Raw genomic sequence first — 15,188 nt, forward strand, 5'->3', positions numbered from 1 at the left:
ACCTACCGGTGCGCGTGCGGGTTCAGCTTTGATCAACGCCGGGATGACTTGCCCTGAGTTTCAACCCCAGTAGCCATCCCGGCCAGTACCAGGAAAGTCATCGCGGCCGGAAACTCGTTGCACATCAGCGACTCCCAATCAGCCTCGATTTTTGAAAGTTAACGAGGGGTTTCCATGTCCTTGTCAGAAGAAGAGCGCAGACGCCTTGAAATGCTTGAACAGCAACTGGCCTCCAGCGATCCGGATCTGGAGCGGAAACTGCAGGCCGGTCCACGCGGAAAGGACCACAGGGAGGCGGCCACGGTGGTCCGTGGGGTTTTGACACTGGTGGCCGGATTCACGCTCGTTATCGTGGGCATTGCGACAGAGATCATCATTATCGGCGTGGGCGGTTTTGTGCTGATGATCGCCGGGGCGCACTGGTTCCTCGACGGCTACCGCTTTTATGACGGGCAGGAGAAGAGACCACACACCTGAAAGGACGGTGGCAAGATGCAAACCAATCCGTCAACTCCTAAAACGTCCATTCCCCCACCACCTGCACGGCCACCGGTAATCGGCGACGATCCTTCCCGGGCGCGCTATAGCGGAGAGCCTGCACCCCCCACTCGGGCCGCCCTTGTCTGGGCGGCCACGGTAGCGGGCCTCGTAGTCCTGAGTCTGCTGATCGTCTTTATCCTCCAAAATCAGGAACCGGTACACGTGCAGTATCTCGGGCTCGGAGGGTCGGTACCCCTTGGCATCGCTCTTTCCATCGCTGCTGTCGCAGGCGGCTTCCTCGTGGCAATCGTCGGCGCAGTTCGTATCGCACAGCTGCGGATCATTGACGCCCGCCTACGGCACCGTTCCCCCAGGAGGCAACCAGCCAAAGCACGGCTTCCGCTTCTCAGTCACAGGCATCATGCGAGGTGACCGAACCCCGCCATACTCGACTCGATCGAAAACATCCCCGGGTCCCTGGTGACACTGACGGTTTCGGCCGACGGGGACAAGGAAGAACTCCAGGTCCCGGTTCTGGACGGAACCCTCGAGGCCTACAGGCCATACCTGCCCTCGGTCCCGGCCACACCCTAGGACAATGGCACGTCACGGTTGCCAAACAAAGCCTTTGATGGTCGGCCAAGAATGGGCGGGGCTCACCGGAAGAAAAAGTAGAAGAGCAACGCCAGGCCGGGACCGAGTGACTGTCCCATGGCACTGACGAGCAGGCGCTTCTCTGTGATCCACAGCCAGATGCCGAGGAGGAACTGGCTGGCGCAGCAGAAGATCACTATTGCGGTACCACTGGCGGCGTTGTCGGAAAAATTCACCATCCACAGTCCTGAAGCGAGGCCCAGCCCGAACGTGATGTTGTAGGCGCCAATGTTCATGGCCCACATGCGCACGGCCTGAACTTCTTCAGGTTTGATCAGAAAAAGCCGGTATAAGCGGCGATCACCGTGAAAGAAAATCTCCAGCATGCCGACGGCGATCAGGGCCACACCGGTTGCCCCGGCGAAAATCTGGCTCAGTAGATTCATCCGCGCACTCCCTAAACCAAGGCAGGCATGCCCCGCTGCTCTTCCGTGCAGAATACGACGTGGTGGCAAAGTCCTTCAAGACGTCGGGAATGCGCTGGACCTTGCTATACCTAGAACTACTATGGTTAATGCCTTACAGTGCTAGGTATAGGAGGCGCCATGCGCATTGATAAGGATCTTGTCGCCGCTTCGGCAACCCCGCTCGTGCTGGGGATTCTGACGGAGGGCGACCTGTACGGTTACGCGATCCTCAAGCGCGTGGGCGAGCTGTCGGGCGGTGGCATGCAGTGGACCGACGGCATGCTCTATCCCCTGCTTCACCGGCTGGAACGGCTGGGCTACGTATCGTCGTCGTGGGGCACATCGGAAGCGGGGCGCCGGCGCAAGCACTACGCGATCACGCCGGCGGGCCGGGATGAACTCGCCAGCCGGCAGCAGCAGTGGTCCGTCGTCGCCGCCGCACTGCGCCAGGTGTGGCAGGCCGCGCAGCAGCCGCCCGCCCCGGCCGTGGGATGGGCATGATGGAGCACGCAGAACTGGAAGCCCAGATCGAGCAGTGGCGCGGGTATGTCCAGCGCCGCCAGGCGATCTCCGCCGCCGACGTCGACGAGCTGGAGGACCACCTGCGCGAGCAGATCGCCGACCGCAAGGCGTCCGGGCTTGATGACGAGGAGGCCTTCCTCGTGGCCATCAAACGCCTGGGCAACCTCGACGCCGTCTCGCGCGAGTTTGCCCGCGAGCACTCCGACCGGCTGTGGAAGCAGCTCGTGCTCGTCCCGGAAAAGTCCGACGACGCCGGCGCGCCCCCGTGGCGCGAGCTGGCCGTGGTCCTGGCGTTCGCTGTCGGGGCCGGGATTGCGGTCAAGGCCGGAATGGCCTGGCTCGACGACGGCGCAGCCCAGGCGCGCAACCTCGGCCTACTGGTCTTCCCGTTCCTTGCCGGCTACTTTGTGTGGTCCCGCCGGCTCCCGCCGCGCGTGGCGGCGATGCTGCTAGTCCCCTTCGCCGTGCTGGCGGTCGTGGTCAACGTCTACCCCTTCGCCTCCGGCGGTTCCACCGAGCTGCTCGCCGTCCTGCACGCCCCGGTGGTCCTGTGGCTGCTGGCTGGGGTGGCGTACGCCGGAGGGAGTTGGCGTTCCGACAGCCGCCGCATGGACTTCGCCCGGTTCACCGGTGAGCTCGCCATCTACTACACACTGCTGGCATTGGGCGGCGCCGTCCTGGTGGGGCTCACGTTCGCGGCCTTGCAGGTGGTCGGCGTCGACCTTGAACCCATCCTGGCGGAGTGGATCCTGCCGTTCGCCATGCCGGGGGCGCTCATCATCGCCGCGTGGCTCGTGGAGGCTAAGCAGAACGTCGTCGAGAATATCGCCCCCGTCCTCACCAGCGTGTTCACGCCCCTGACGATCGTCATGCTGCTGACGCTCCTGGTCGTATTCACGGCTGCCGGCGGACTCGTCGACGTCAACCGCGACCTGCTGATCCTCATGGACGCGATCCTGGTGCTGGTCCTGTGCCTGCTGCTCTACTCGATTTCCGCCCGCGATCCGCTCGCACCGCCCGGGCTGCCGGATGCCCTGCAACTGGTGCTCGTCGTCGCGGCCCTCGCGGTCGACGCCGTCATGCTGACCGCGATGCTGACCCGCATCGCCGAATTCGGCTTCAGCCCCAACAAGATCGCCGCCCTCGGCCTGAACCTCCTGCTCCTGGTGCACCTGCTCCGGGCAGCCTGGCTCGGCGTCGGATTCCTGCGCCGCGCGCGCCCGTTCACACAGCTTGAGCGCTGGCAGACGACGTACCTGCCGGTCTACGGTGCGTGGGCCGCCGTCGTGGTGGTGGTCTTCCCGCCGGTCTTCGGTTTCTCCTGATCAGCAGGGTGATGCTTATCCGGCATTGGGATCGGGTGAAGCGGCCATGTGCCCGCCGGCGATGCCGCCCTATTCCGGCTTGACCTCGGAGGCAACAATGTAGGAATCGCCCTGCCACTCCTGGTGAAGGGCCTCATCCAGATCAATTCCGGTTTCCTTCTCCACTTCCGCGGCGTCAAAACCCCGGTAGACGATGCCCGTGACCTTGACCTGCGCGGCCGGCTCTGCCCCTGCGACATCGTTCTTGTGCACGATAAGGAGAGGGTCCACCAGGGGCTGCCCAGGATCGATAATGGAGAAGGAAGCCGGGGATATCACTTCGTTAACGTCGCCGGGAACAGTGACGCTCTTGTACTCCAGATCGGCATCCGGTACCACTTCCCTGATGGCGTCAAGATGAACATCTTCAATTTCAGTTCCCGTTTCCGGCCCGGAAGTGTTGCACCCGCCGACAGCAGACGCAGCAGCGATCACCACTCCTGCCGCTGCCAACCTTGGGAACAGGACTGCCCGCCTGGTCCGTGCTCTCGCGATGCTGATCCGGTCCGCGTATCCCATGCTTTCCTCCTTGTTGTGTGCAATCTCCAAGCTACCCTGCGTCCACCGGCGTCTGCCTTCCTGCGAGCCGCGCTCCTGTCATCTCCTGGGCGTTCCGGGGTAATAAGGGAATCCGCCGTAAACGTAGCCTGGGCTCCAATACGGGGAAAAGCCGTAGTAGCCGTACACGCTCTCGTAGTAGGACTGGTCCTCGGCAAGCTCGGGGTCGTATTCGGGCGCCCCGGCAACATGATCACGGGACCGGTCAATAAGTACTTCACCGTCCTGGATGTTGGTTACCGCGTCCACAGGGATGAAGGTTTTGTCCTTACCCATTCCCAGGAACCCTCCCGAGGCCACGATGAGGAATCTGACCTTCTCCTCTTCAACGTCCGCCAGGAGTTCCTCCACCTGCCCAATTTCCTCGCCCGATTCTGTCCTGACGGTGTATCCGCGGATGTCTTCTGCCGATCCTGCGACCGTTTTGCCGGTATCACCCAGCTTCACCAGTTCGCCTGCGTGGTGTCCCATCGTGGTTCTCCTCCCGTTCTTCGGCGGCCACTGCCCGGCTCAACGGCCGGCACGGGACATCCCCGTCAGCGTGGTGCTTGTGGCCTTCTGGTCTGAGGTTGCACCTGAGGGCAGCGCCCCAACAGCGCCCAGGAAGGGGCTGTATCGGTACTCGACGTTCTTCCCTCACTTCCCACGCTAGGCGGGCGCCGGGAGCCCGTTCAACACCCGTGACTGAACTGAAACACGCACCGGACGTCGTTGAGTCACTTGTTATTGCACCCGTGCGCCTCAGCCTTTCACCCCGGGCTTGGGAGTTGCCGGTGTGGCCCCGCGGTGCAGCCTGTGGCCGAAATACTGCCCGGCGCGGAAATACCAGTACGGCCAGGCCAGCCAGGCTGCGGCACCCACCGTAATTCCGGCCCCCATCAGCGCCATCCGCAGCCATTCCGGGCCCTGCAACGCGTAGCCTGCGCCGGCAGCCGGCAGACCCACCAGCATTGCACCGCCGATGAACCTCCCCAGCCGCGAAAGGCTGCGGGGATACTCCTCCACCTTCCGGAGCCGGCCGTGGATCAGGAAAAACCAGGCGCCCTGCACCGTGATGGCGGCTATGGAGATGGCTGTTGAGGAGTTGAAGTCCAGGACTTTGAAGACGAGCAGCGCCGAACTGGCCGCGCCTGCCGCACAGGCCGAAACGGTGATCCATTTCATCGGTTCCGTCCCAGGCGCTGGCGGCACCCGGCGGTGGACCTGCAGGATCACCGGGATGACCAGCACATTGAACACCGCGCCGGTGGCGTCATTGATGGTGCCGAAGACATATGGGCCGCCGCGCGGAACTTCGACGGCGTACATCGCGCCCAGGGTTACCACGCCTATGGCGCCCGTCACCGCGGCCGCATAAGCGAAGCGCGAGGCTGTCCTGTCCCCGGGGACTTCACTTAGCTGATCCATGCACCCTCCTGTTGTCCGGACGTATTCAATGGGTACCCAGCAGAGTTATCGCCCCAGTCGTCCCGTTGACCGTGACCAGGGCCCCGTCGCGGATGATCTTCGTGGCGTTTCCCGTGGCGACTACAGCGGGGATCCGCTGTTCCCGGGCGATGATCGCCGGGTGGGACAGGGCCCCGCCGGCGTCGGTAATGACAGCGCCGATTGTCGCGAAGACCGTCGACCAGGAGGATCGCGTCGTCGGACAGACCAGCACGTCGCCCGGCTGGATCCGGGAGAACTCCCGCTCGCTGGCGATGATGCGTGCCGCGCCGGTGTAGGTCCCTGACGAGGCCGGTGTGCCCTGAAGCATACCGTTGTCCACCGTCTGTACCTGGGAACTCTCTTCCGGTGCGACTATCCGCTCGCCGGCGCGCATCATCAGCTCCATCATTTCGCGCACATCGGCGGGCAGCCATCTGGTTGTCGGAGGGGGCGGCGGGGGCGTCCCGTAGCTGGCCGGTCCAGGATGGGCGAGGATCCAGGCACGTTCGCCGCGCCTGCGCCGGACGGCCGGGCGCATGTCCCCGTAGTTGCCGCCCAGCCACTCCTGGACTTCGTCCGCAGTGCAGTAGAAGACGTCATCGACCGCCGTGATCGCACGGACGCGCTGCATCCTGCGGCCAGCCTCCAGGACCGCGTACCGTACGAGCGCCAACGGGGAGTCCAACGTGTAGAAGACGTTGTGTTCCCTGAGCGGGTAGGCGCGGAGCGCCCGTTCGAGCAGCGTGTTGAATCTTTCCAGCGCCTGGCCGCTCAATTGGGTCCGTGCCCGGGCCGCGGTCTCCTCGCGCAGTCGGCGCTGCTCAGCTGCCGGGTCAACCCTGCTGGGGCCCTCCATGGCCTCAAGCTGCGCGGCGATGAGCCCGGGGCTCTCCCCGAACGTCGGCTCGGCAAGCTCGGTGGAGAGAATTCGTGCGCCATAGACGCGCCGGTACTCCTCCAAGGCCCGCTCCTTCGACGCCGGATCGAGCCTTCGGTCTGCGAGGCGGCGAAGCTCCCTGGCCGGCTCGGAGGACATCTCGGACGTGCCGGCCAGCAGATTGAGCACGTCGGGGTAGTCCCACCCGAGGTGCTCTTCGCAGAAGAGCTCGAGCCGGGTCGTCTCGAGGAACTGGGGCATCGACGTGAGAAAGTGCAGCGGCACTGTCTCGGCCAGGAACTCGCGTATCGCCGCCAGGTGGGAGGCCAGAAGTTCGTCGGTGAGAGCCTCCAGGTGTTTCGCCCTGAGGATCTCGATCCGCGCCCGGAGCCGGTGCACATGGCGGTTGTTCCAGTCGTCGACGATGCGCATGGAGAGGTCCTCTTCACGCTGCTGCCGTGCCGCGCGAATACGGCGCCGCCCCTCAGGTACCAGGCGCAGGACCAGGGCCAGCGCCCAGCCTGGCAGCGGCGGGGCCTTGTCGGTTCGAGGCTCCATTCCCAGCGGGAGCATCCCCATGTACGTCCAGCCGCCGATCTCGCGGAAGTCGAACTGGGCGATGAGGCCGAAACGCTCGGCGAGGTGCCGCATGCTGGGACCAATGTCCATGACCGAGTCCGTCATCGGCGTCGACGGCATGGCGGCGTGGGTGGTTTCCCGTTCCCAGTACCCGTGCGGCACACTGACCGGCACCGGCACCGGTTCCACCAGGGTGGTGATGGGCCGGGCCTGCAGAAGATAGAGCTGCCCGCCGGCGAGCGCCCATTCGATGTCCTGCGGAGCGCCTTCGGCGGCTTCAACCTTCCTCGCCAGCTCAGCGATGCGGTGGGCATCATCCGGGGTGATGACGCCGGTGGCGTCATCACTGTTAGCGGTGCCGTCGGCTTTCACAGTCCATGACTCGGGGGTGAGCTCGCCGGAGACGAGCCGGTCGCCGAGTCCGGGCACGGAGTTCACAACCACCTCGTCCCTGGCACCGCTGACAGGATTGGCGCTGAATGCCACACCGGCGGCATCCGCGTGGATGAGCTCCTGAATGAGAACTCCCATGGGCGCTCCGTCCGCGGAGTCCAGGACTTCCCGGACAGCCGCTGCCAGCGCGTCCCTTCCCCGCACACCGAGAACTGTTGCATACTTTCCGGCCGATGACTCCTCAGCTGTGTCTTCGTCACCCGAGGAGGAGCGGACGGCGAGGTCGACGTCCCCGAGGACGTCGCGGACTGACCTATGCGCCAGGTCGAGTTCCTCCCCTGTGAAGTCCGTCCCGTCGGCGGAGAGGACGACCCCGGCCGGGATCTTGAAGTGGCCCTCCTTCGCAAGGCGGGCGAGTGCGGTTGCCTTGCGCCCCCAGAGGGCGGGGTCGGCGGGCTGGAGATCGTGGAGTGCTGCGACGGTCCTCATGTCCTCGGCCTCCTACAAAACGGAAGCTTCAGCAGGCCTCCCACACCACCAGAATGCCACGCAGCGGGTCGTTTATGTAGGGCCGTGTGCCCCTAACCTGAGCCACGCACGTGCACCCCTTCCGGCCGCTACCGGTCGGTCTTGACCACCGTGAACAGCACCGCCGAATCTTCTTCGGCTTCGAGGCTGTGCAGCCCGTCCGGGACGATCAGGAGGTCCCCCGTTTTGCCCTGCCAGGCCTCGCCGTCGGCCTTGAGCCAGACTGATCCCTTCAGCACAAAGACCGTGGCCTCGCCGGGGTTCTGGTGTTCGCTGAGCTGCGTACCGGCACGGAAGGCCATGACGGTCTGGCGCAGTTTCTTCTCATGGCCGCCGTAGGCCGTGTCAGCGGCCCTTCCGCTGGGTGCCGCCACGGCGGCTGTGATCTGCTGACGGGCCAGGGCATCGATCGAAATTTTCTGCATGAGGCAACCGTACCCACGGCAGCCCGCTTTGCCGAGGGCCGGCAGAGCGGCTCTCAGGACTGGTGGAGCTGGGTGCTGAAGTGGTGGCTGTTCGCGGCTGTTTCAGACTGCCCGGTCAATGCTGCCCCCTTCGGGGGCAATGGTGAGGGGCGCGCGTTGCAGGCGGGTGAGGGCTGCGGCTGCTTCACTGTCCGGCTCTGCGGTGTAGGTGAGGATGCGGTGTCCGGAATCGTCGGGCATGGTCAGGACCTCGAACCCGAGCAGTGCGCCGAGTTGGGGGTGGTTGAGGGTTTTCTGCCCTGACATGCAGTTCTCCACCGGGTGTTCTGCCCACATGGCGCCGAACTCGGGGCTTTTGAGGGTCAGCTCCCCAACGAGCGCGGCCAGGCCGGTATCGTCGGCGAACCGTCCGGAGAGCAGCCGGAGTGACGCGACGGCTCGGCCGGCCTCCGAGCGCCAGTGCGGATACAGGCTGCGGGTGGCCTCGTCCAGGAAAAGCATCCGGGTGATGTTCGGCCGTGCGGACGGCGTGTCCGGTGCGTCGAAATCAACGTGCGAAGCCACGAGCCGGTGCCCGGCCCGGTTCCAGGCGAGGACTTCGGTGCGTTTGCCGAGCACCACTGCGGGGACACCGCCCATCGAATCGACCAGGCGCTTTGTCCCGGGCCGCACGTGGTCCGGCCGGTCGCGCGAAGTTCTAGGGTTGCGGCGTTTGATGCCGGAGAGGTCGGCGAGGTGTTTCCTTTCGACGTCGGTCAGGGCCAGTGCCCGGGCCAGGGAATGAACGACGGCGTCGGAGGCGTTGGCGTGCTGCCCCTGTTCCAGCCGGGCGTAGTAGGTCACGCTCATGCCGGCCAGCATGGCCACTTCCTCGCGCCGCAGGCCGGGCACCCGGCGGGTGCCGTAGTCCATCAGGCCGACGTCGGCCGGGCTGAGGGCGGCCCGCCGTTTGCGGAGGAAGTCGCCCATGGCTGCTGGTTGGTTCATACCTGGAAGTATTCACGAACTTTCCCGAACGTGGGTAGCACTGCCAGTGCTACCCACAACACGGCGTGGCTGTTCCTGCCCGGCGTCGGCAGGGTGGAGTGGAAAACCCGCCCGCACACCCAGATTGGATTCCCCGCGATGACAGCCAACGACACCACGCCACTCCCCCAGCTCACGGCACAACCAGAAGCGCCCACATCGCCGATCCAACCGGGTCCTGTCCGGATGACCAGGCGTCAGCGGCTGACCATGGTCCTGCTGCTGACTGCCAGCTTCACCCTCGCGGTGGACTTCTCCATCCTGAACGTCGCGCTCCCCCGGATCGGAGCCGACGTCGGGTTTTCACTGGAGCATCTGCAGTGGATCGCCACCTCCTTCGCACTGTGCGCGGCCGGATTCACCCTGTTCTTTGGCCGGGTGGCTGACCTGTTTGGCCGTAAACGGCTTTTCATCGGCGGCATGGCGCTGCTCGGGATCGGCTCGCTCGTGGGCGGCCTCGCCACTGAGCCCGGGCTTCTGCTTGCCGCCCGCGTCGCCCAAGGCCTCGCGACGGCGGCCGTCACTCCGGCCGCGTTGTCGCTGCTCACCACGTCCTTCCCGGAAGGTCCGCTGCGGGATAAAGCACTGGGCCTGAACGGGTCACTGATGGCCGCCGAGTTCACCGCCGGCGCGGTCCTCGGCGGGCTTCTGACCGACCTGCTGTCCTGGCGGTGGGCGTTTTTCATCAACGTCCCCATCGCCGTCTTCGTCCTGATCCTCGCTCCGAAACTCCTCACCGAAACAGCGCGTGGGAACCGGACCAAACTGGATGTCCCGGGCGCGGTCACCGTGACCCTGGCACTGCTGCTGCTCGTCTTCGGCCTGACCAGCGCCGGTGAGCGAGGCTGGGCCGAACCTCTGGCGTGGGGACCGCTGGCAGCCGGCCTTGCCCTGTTCGTCGTGTTCTTCCTCATCGAAAAAAACACCTCAAACGCGCTGGTGCCCGTGGCCGTCCTGAGGCGGAACAACATCGCGTGGGGCAACATCGCCGGGATCCTGGCGTTCGCCACCGAAACGTCGCTGGTATTCGTCCTGACCCTCTACCTCCAGCAGGTCCTGGGCTATACCCCGCTCGGGGCAGGGCTGGCCTTCGCCGTCCTGGGCATCGGCACCGTTGTCGGCGGGATCATTGCCCCGCAACTGATCGGCAGGCTCGGCAGCAGGAACACGATCATCACCGGCCTCACCATCCAGGCTGCCGCCACCGGATCCCTGCTCTTCATCAACACCGATCAGACATCACTGATCATCGTGCTGGTCGCCACGTTCATCGGAGGCGTCGCGAACCTCGCCGCCATCGTCGGGTTCATGGTCACCGCCACCACCGGGCTCCCCAACACCGAACAGGGCCTCGCCACCGGTCTGACCACCATGAGCCAACAAATCGGCATCACCATGGGCATTCCCGTCATGAGCGCCATCATCGCCGCGTCCCTGCTCCGGCACGGCGACCACGGCGCACCCCGGCAAGTACTGGGAGCGGTACTGCCCGCCATCGGAATCAACGCCGCCCTTTGCCTGGCAGCAGCGCTCCTGGTGGCACTGTTCCTTCGCCGACCCGCCCCCGCCGCGTACTGATCTCCGCTGCGATGCACCAATACCTCCCACTATTGACACTCACAGGCAACAACATCGCCGGACGGCGACCTTCTTCTTCTGGGCCGCGAGATGCACCCATCGGCGTTTCACCATAGGGTGGCCAAGTGGGTACAAGCACCGTTAGGTCCGGCGAACAGATTGACAGGCAGTCGCGCATTCTCGAAGCGGCGATGGATCTGCTGTCGCGCCACGGCATCTCAGGTGTCAACATGCGCGCCGTGGCGCGCGAAGCCGGAGTAGCACTGGGGCTCGTCAACTACTACTACGAAGACAAGTCCTGCTTGATCCGTGCGGCCCTGCATCGAATCGACGAGCACGACCTTATGCTGGTCGAGCCCGACCCTGATTCAGCCCCGGACGAACAGCTCCGCAAGTCTCTCCGGCGCGTTGCGGGCGCGGAACTCCTGACCACACGATATTTGTCCCTGCGTCTCCACCTTTGGGCTCTCGCCCAGGCCAGTGAAGACTTCGCACAAATCAATGCGGAGGCGTTCGAGCGGTATCTCGCTGGTCTCGCGACTCTGATAGGCAATGCCAATCCCGAGCTCTCCCGCGATGAGTGCAGGGAACGGGCAGCGGACATCGTCGTCGTCCAGAACGGCATGTGGCTAACCGCTCTCCTCGGCGTTGATAAGGCATCAATCCAGCGGAACATCGCCCACACGGAGGACATCGCCTTCGCCCCTTCGCGCAAGAAGGAGCGCGGGCTGGGCGAGTCCAAAGAGTCCTAACTACCCCCTCATCCAGCGGAAGGACCTTTGTGCCCACTGTTGAACATTTGTTCAGATTTACTCTTGAACGTTTGTTCAAGATGGACTAATCTTCATTGTATGACCTACGCCACACAGTTCACTTCGAGGACGCCGACGCGGGCCGCAGCGGGCGGCGGGCAGTCCTAGCGATCAAGCGTCCTCCACCAGGACAGCCACGATGCAGCCCCGTGGCCCCTGCACGGCATGCGCCCCGAGCACCGGCACCGTGGCACCCCTGCAGCAGGTCGGCACATCGTCCCGCCGCGGCGGATCGGGAGCCAACCACAAGACCGTGGCCGTACTACTCATCCCCGCACCACCCAAGGAGAACCATGACGGATACCGCATCCACCCTGTTCATCAACGGCTCGTGGGAGCCGGCCGCGTCCAGCGCGGTGCGTGAAATTCGCAACCCGGCCGACGGCGAACTGGTCGCCACCGTGTCCGAGGCCGGGCGGGAAGACGCCGAGCGCGCCATCGCTGCGGCCCGCGCAGCCTTCGACTCCGGCGCCTGGTCCTCGGTTCCGGCCCCTGAGCGCGGCGCCTTCCTCCTCAAGGTCGCCGCGGAACTGCGTGACCGCCGCGAAAAATTCGCCCGCGCCGAATCGCTGGACACCGGGAAACGCATCATCGAAAGCCGCATTGACATAGACGACATCGCCGCCTGCTTCGAATATTTCGGAAGGCTCGCAGGCCAGCAGTCGGGCCGCGTGGTCGACGCCGGGGACCCCGCCGTCGTTAGCAGGATTGTCTACGAGCCGGTGGGTGTCTGCGGCCTGATCACGCCCTGGAACTACCCCCTGCTTCAAGCCGCGTGGAAGATCGCCCCGGCGTTGGCCGCCGGTTGCACCTTCGTCCTCAAGCCCTCCGAGCTGACCCCGTCCACCGCGATCCTGACCATGCAGCTGCTGCAGGACCTGGGCCTTCCGGACGGTGTTGCGAACCTCGTAACCGGCGCCGGCGCGCAGGCGGGGGCGCCGCTCTCGGAACACCCCGACGTCGACCTGGTCTCCTTCACGGGCGGGCTGGAGACCGGCAAGCGTATTGCCGCGGCTGCTGCCGGCACCGTGAAGAAGGTGGCGCTGGAGCTCGGCGGCAAGAACCCCAACGTGGTATTCGCCGACGCGGACTTCGACGCCGCCGTCGACAATGCCCTGAACGGGGCGTTTGTGCACTCCGGGCAGGTCTGCTCCGCCGGGGCGCGGCTGGTGGTTGAGGAATCGATCGCCGAGCGCTTCGTCGATGAGCTGGTCCGCCGCGCCCAGGACATCCGCATCGGCGGCCCGTTCGATGAAGCTGCCGAAACCGGACCGCTGATTTCCGCGGCCCACCGGGACAAGGTACACACCTACGTCCAGCGCGGAGTGGAGGAGGGTGCGCGGCTGCGGTGCGGTGGCGCGGCACCTGTTGGAGAGCAGTACGACGCCGGTTTCTACTACCAGCCAACCGTCCTGGACCGCGTGCAGAAGGGGATGTCCGTCGTCGTGGATGAAGCCTTCGGCCCGGTAGTGACCGTTGAGACCTTCCGCACCGAGGATGAAGCGGTCGCGACCGCCAACGACACCATCTATGGGCTGGCCGGGGCGGTCTGGACCCAGGACGCCGGCAAGGCGCAGCGTGTGGCGGGCCGGTTGCGGCACGGCACCGTCTGGATCAACGACTACCACCCCTACCTCCCGCAGGCCGAATGGGGCGGCTTCGGCCAGTCCGGCGTCGGCCGCGAGCTCGGGCCGACCGGCCTGGCTGAATACCAGGAGTCCAAGCACATCTACCAGAACACCAGCCCGCAGGTAACGGGCTGGTTCGCTGACCACGGCAAGGAGAACTAGATGCACATCGACAACGTTGAGAACCTCAACGACCGCGGGTTCGACTACATCGTCGTCGGCGGCGGATCCGCCGGAGCCGCAGTCGCCGCCAGGCTGAGTGAGGACCCGGCCGTGTCCGTGGCGCTGGTGGAGGCCGGCCCGGACGACCGCGGGGTGCCCGAAGTACTGCAGCTGGACCGCTGGATGGAGCTGCTCGAATCCGGCTACGACTGGGACTACCCGATCGAACCGCAGGAGAACGGCAACTCCTTCATGCGCCACTCCCGTGCCAAGGTCATGGGTGGCTGCTCCAGCCACAACTCCTGCATCGCCTTCTGGGCACCGCGCGAAGACCTGGACGAGTGGGAGTCCAAGTACGGCGCCACCGGCTGGAACGCTGAGGCCGCCTGGCCGCTGTACCAGCGGCTGGAGACCAACGACGACGCCGGCCCCGACGCGCCGCACCACGGAGACTCAGGACCCGTGCACCTGATGAACGTGCCCCCGGCGGACCCCGCCGGCGTCGCGCTCCTGGATGCCTGCGAACAGGCCGGAATTCCCCGGGCGAAATTCAACGCCGGCACCACGGTGATCAATGGCGCGAACTTCTTCCAGATCAACCGCCGCGTGGACGGCACCCGCTCCTCCAGCTCGGTCTCCTACATTCACCCGATCATCGAGCGCGAGAACTTCACACTGCTGACCGGCCTGCGCGCCCGCCAACTGGTGTTCGACGCGGACAAGCGGTGCACCGGCGTCGATGTCGTGGATTCCGCGTTCGGCCGGACCCACCGGCTGTCCGCGCGTTGCGAGGTTGTTCTGTCCACCGGTGCCATCGACTCACCCAAGCTGCTCATGCTTTCCGGCATCGGACCCGCCGCGCACCTCTCGGGGCACGGCATCGAGGTCCTGGTCGACTCCCCCGGCGTCGGCGAGCACCTCCAGGACCACCCCGAAGGCGTCGTGCAGTTCGAGGCGAGGCAGCCGATGGTACAGACTTCGACGCAGTGGTGGGAGATCGGCATCTTCACGCCCACCGAGGAAGGCCTGGACCGCCCGGACCTGATGATGCACTACGGCTCCGTCCCGTTCGACATGAACACGCTGCGGTACGGCTACCCGACCACGGAGAACGGCTTCAGCCTCACCCCGAACGTCACACACGCCCGCTCCCGCGGTACAGTCCGGCTGCGCAGCCGGGACTTCCGCGACAAGCCGATGGTGGATCCGCGGTACTTCACTGATCCGGAGGGCCACGACATGCGCGTCATGGTCGCCGGCATCCGCAAGGCCCGAGAAATCGCCGCCCAGCCTGCCATGGCCGAATGGACCGGCCGGGAGCTCTCGCCCGGCATCGACGCGCAGACCGATGAGGAACTGCAGGACTACATCCGCAAGACGCACAACACCGTCTACCACCCGGTCGGCACCGTCCGCATGGGCCCGGCCGACGACGAGATGTCACCGCTCGATCCCGAGCTTCGGGTCAAGGGCGTCACCGGCCTGCGCGTCGCCGACGCCTCCGTTATGCCCGAACACGTCACGGTCAACCCCAACATCACCGTCATGATGATCGGGGAACGCTGCGCGGACCTCATCCGCGCCAGTCGCACCGGGGAAACAGCGACGGCCGAGGCGGAGCTCAGCGCGGCCCTGGCCTGACCCCCCTGGCCTGACCAGCAGCGCGCCCCACAGCGGGCTCCGGAGCCGATGCCAAACCCGGTGGAGGGATGCCTCACGCCCCCTCCACCGGGTCTTTCCGCAGCAGCCCGGGTCTATCGCGCCAAG

The 15,188-nt window shown here is 65.5% G+C and carries 15 protein-coding genes; 8 read left to right on the forward strand and 7 right to left on the reverse strand.

Annotated features, from left to right (window positions below; all coding sequences use genetic code 11):
- Window positions 1–174: 174 nt before the first annotated feature.
- Window positions 175–477 (forward strand): DUF3040 domain-containing protein, encoded by a 303-nt coding sequence (locus tag AU175_RS06020; protein WP_066286679.1) that lies wholly within the window; start codon window positions 175–177, stop codon window positions 475–477.
- A gap of 15 nt (window positions 478–492) precedes the next feature.
- A complete protein-coding gene (locus tag AU175_RS21230) occupies window positions 493–912 on the forward strand; it encodes a LapA family protein (RefSeq protein WP_082979035.1) in 420 nt (139 codons plus the stop codon).
- Between the two features lie 224 nt (window positions 913–1,136).
- Here AU175_RS21230 and AU175_RS06025 read toward each other — a convergent pair whose 3' ends face one another.
- Entirely contained in the window at window positions 1,137–1,481 is a 345-nt protein-coding gene (locus AU175_RS06025) for a DUF1304 family protein (protein ID WP_231938477.1), read from the reverse strand.
- 198 nt (window positions 1,482–1,679) lie between these two features.
- Between AU175_RS06025 and AU175_RS06030 the strand changes: the two genes are divergently transcribed.
- Together AU175_RS06030 and AU175_RS06035 are read left to right on the forward strand one after the other, a co-directional pair.
- Window positions 1,680–2,042, forward strand: a complete 363-nt coding sequence (locus AU175_RS06030) for a PadR family transcriptional regulator (RefSeq protein ID WP_066286682.1) — start codon at window positions 1,680–1,682, stop codon at window positions 2,040–2,042.
- Window positions 2,039–3,388, forward strand: coding sequence for a permease prefix domain 1-containing protein (locus AU175_RS06035; protein WP_066290640.1), 1,350 nt, complete (start codon window positions 2,039–2,041; stop codon window positions 3,386–3,388). The genes AU175_RS06030 and AU175_RS06035 overlap by 4 nt, the downstream gene beginning before the upstream one ends.
- 69 nt (window positions 3,389–3,457) lie before the next feature.
- On the opposite strand, the gene AU175_RS06040 is transcribed toward AU175_RS06035, so the two are convergent.
- The 6 genes from AU175_RS06040 to AU175_RS06065 all read right to left on the reverse strand — a co-directional run bounded on the left by AU175_RS06040 (window position 3,458) and on the right by AU175_RS06065 (window position 9,202).
- Window positions 3,458–3,946: a hypothetical protein gene (locus AU175_RS06040; RefSeq protein WP_156642200.1), complete on the reverse strand. Its 489-nt coding sequence runs from the start codon at window positions 3,944–3,946 to the stop codon at window positions 3,458–3,460.
- A gap of 78 nt (window positions 3,947–4,024) precedes the next feature.
- On the reverse strand, window positions 4,025–4,456 hold the full coding sequence (locus tag AU175_RS06045; RefSeq protein ID WP_066286684.1) for a PRC-barrel domain-containing protein: 432 nt from the start codon (window positions 4,454–4,456) through the stop codon (window positions 4,025–4,027).
- Window positions 4,457–4,726: 270 nt separating this feature from the next.
- Window positions 4,727–5,392 carry a hypothetical protein gene (locus AU175_RS06050; RefSeq protein ID WP_066286686.1) on the reverse strand — a complete coding sequence of 222 codons (666 nt, stop codon included), beginning with the start codon at window positions 5,390–5,392 and terminating at the stop codon, window positions 4,727–4,729.
- 25 nt (window positions 5,393–5,417) lie between these two features.
- A complete protein-coding gene (locus AU175_RS06055; protein WP_066286688.1) occupies window positions 5,418–7,751 on the reverse strand; it encodes a PEP/pyruvate-binding domain-containing protein in 2,334 nt (777 codons plus the stop codon).
- Window positions 7,752–7,879: 128 nt separating this feature from the next.
- Window positions 7,880–8,215 (reverse strand): cupin domain-containing protein, encoded by a 336-nt coding sequence (locus AU175_RS06060; RefSeq protein WP_066286690.1) that lies wholly within the window; start codon window positions 8,213–8,215, stop codon window positions 7,880–7,882.
- Window positions 8,216–8,317: 102 nt separating this feature from the next.
- Window positions 8,318–9,202, reverse strand: coding sequence for a helix-turn-helix transcriptional regulator (locus tag AU175_RS06065; RefSeq protein WP_066286692.1), 885 nt, complete (start codon window positions 9,200–9,202; stop codon window positions 8,318–8,320).
- Window positions 9,203–9,232: 30 nt separating this feature from the next.
- Here AU175_RS06065 and AU175_RS06070 point away from each other — a divergent pair, with 30 nt between their 5' ends.
- The 4 genes from AU175_RS06070 (at window position 9,233) to AU175_RS06085 (ending at window position 15,062) form a co-directional block, all read left to right on the forward strand.
- The gene (locus AU175_RS06070) at window positions 9,233–10,819 is read left to right on the forward strand and encodes an MFS transporter (RefSeq protein WP_331711937.1); all 1,587 of its coding nucleotides are present in this window, start codon (window positions 9,233–9,235) and stop codon (window positions 10,817–10,819) included.
- Window positions 10,820–10,944: 125 nt separating this feature from the next.
- Window positions 10,945–11,571, forward strand: a complete 627-nt coding sequence (locus tag AU175_RS06075; protein WP_066286694.1) for a TetR/AcrR family transcriptional regulator — start codon at window positions 10,945–10,947, stop codon at window positions 11,569–11,571.
- 353 nt (window positions 11,572–11,924) lie between these two features.
- On the forward strand, window positions 11,925–13,421 hold the full coding sequence (locus AU175_RS06080; RefSeq protein ID WP_066286696.1) for an aldehyde dehydrogenase family protein: 1,497 nt from the start codon (window positions 11,925–11,927) through the stop codon (window positions 13,419–13,421).
- Window positions 13,422–15,062, forward strand: a complete 1,641-nt coding sequence (locus AU175_RS06085; RefSeq protein WP_066286699.1) for a GMC family oxidoreductase — start codon at window positions 13,422–13,424, stop codon at window positions 15,060–15,062.
- The last annotated feature ends 126 nt before the right edge of the window (window positions 15,063–15,188 follow it).

Origin of the sequence: Arthrobacter sp. B6 (assembly GCF_001663775.1) — a bacterium.
GTDB lineage: Bacteria > Actinomycetota > Actinomycetes > Actinomycetales > Micrococcaceae > Arthrobacter.

Coding starts and splice junctions, on each gene's coding strand:
- AU175_RS06065 (WP_066286692.1), bottom strand. CDS start 9,202: ATGAACCAACCAGCAGCCATGGGCGACTTCCTCCGCAAACGGCGGGCC.
- AU175_RS06035 (WP_066290640.1), top strand. CDS start 2,039: ATGATGGAGCACGCAGAACTGGAAGCCCAGATCGAGCAGTGGCGCGGG.
- AU175_RS06030 (WP_066286682.1), top strand. CDS start 1,680: ATGCGCATTGATAAGGATCTTGTCGCCGCTTCGGCAACCCCGCTCGTG.
- AU175_RS06060 (WP_066286690.1), bottom strand. CDS start 8,215: ATGCAGAAAATTTCGATCGATGCCCTGGCCCGTCAGCAGATCACAGCC.
- AU175_RS06050 (WP_066286686.1), bottom strand. CDS start 5,392: ATGGATCAGCTAAGTGAAGTCCCCGGGGACAGGACAGCCTCGCGCTTC.
- AU175_RS06085 (WP_066286699.1), top strand. CDS start 13,422: ATGCACATCGACAACGTTGAGAACCTCAACGACCGCGGGTTCGACTAC.
- AU175_RS06080 (WP_066286696.1), top strand. CDS start 11,925: ATGACGGATACCGCATCCACCCTGTTCATCAACGGCTCGTGGGAGCCG.
- AU175_RS21230 (WP_082979035.1), top strand. CDS start 493: ATGCAAACCAATCCGTCAACTCCTAAAACGTCCATTCCCCCACCACCT.
- AU175_RS06020 (WP_066286679.1), top strand. CDS start 175: ATGTCCTTGTCAGAAGAAGAGCGCAGACGCCTTGAAATGCTTGAACAG.
- AU175_RS06045 (WP_066286684.1), bottom strand. CDS start 4,456: ATGGGACACCACGCAGGCGAACTGGTGAAGCTGGGTGATACCGGCAAA.
- AU175_RS06040 (WP_156642200.1), bottom strand. CDS start 3,946: ATGGGATACGCGGACCGGATCAGCATCGCGAGAGCACGGACCAGGCGG.
- AU175_RS06055 (WP_066286688.1), bottom strand. CDS start 7,751: ATGAGGACCGTCGCAGCACTCCACGATCTCCAGCCCGCCGACCCCGCC.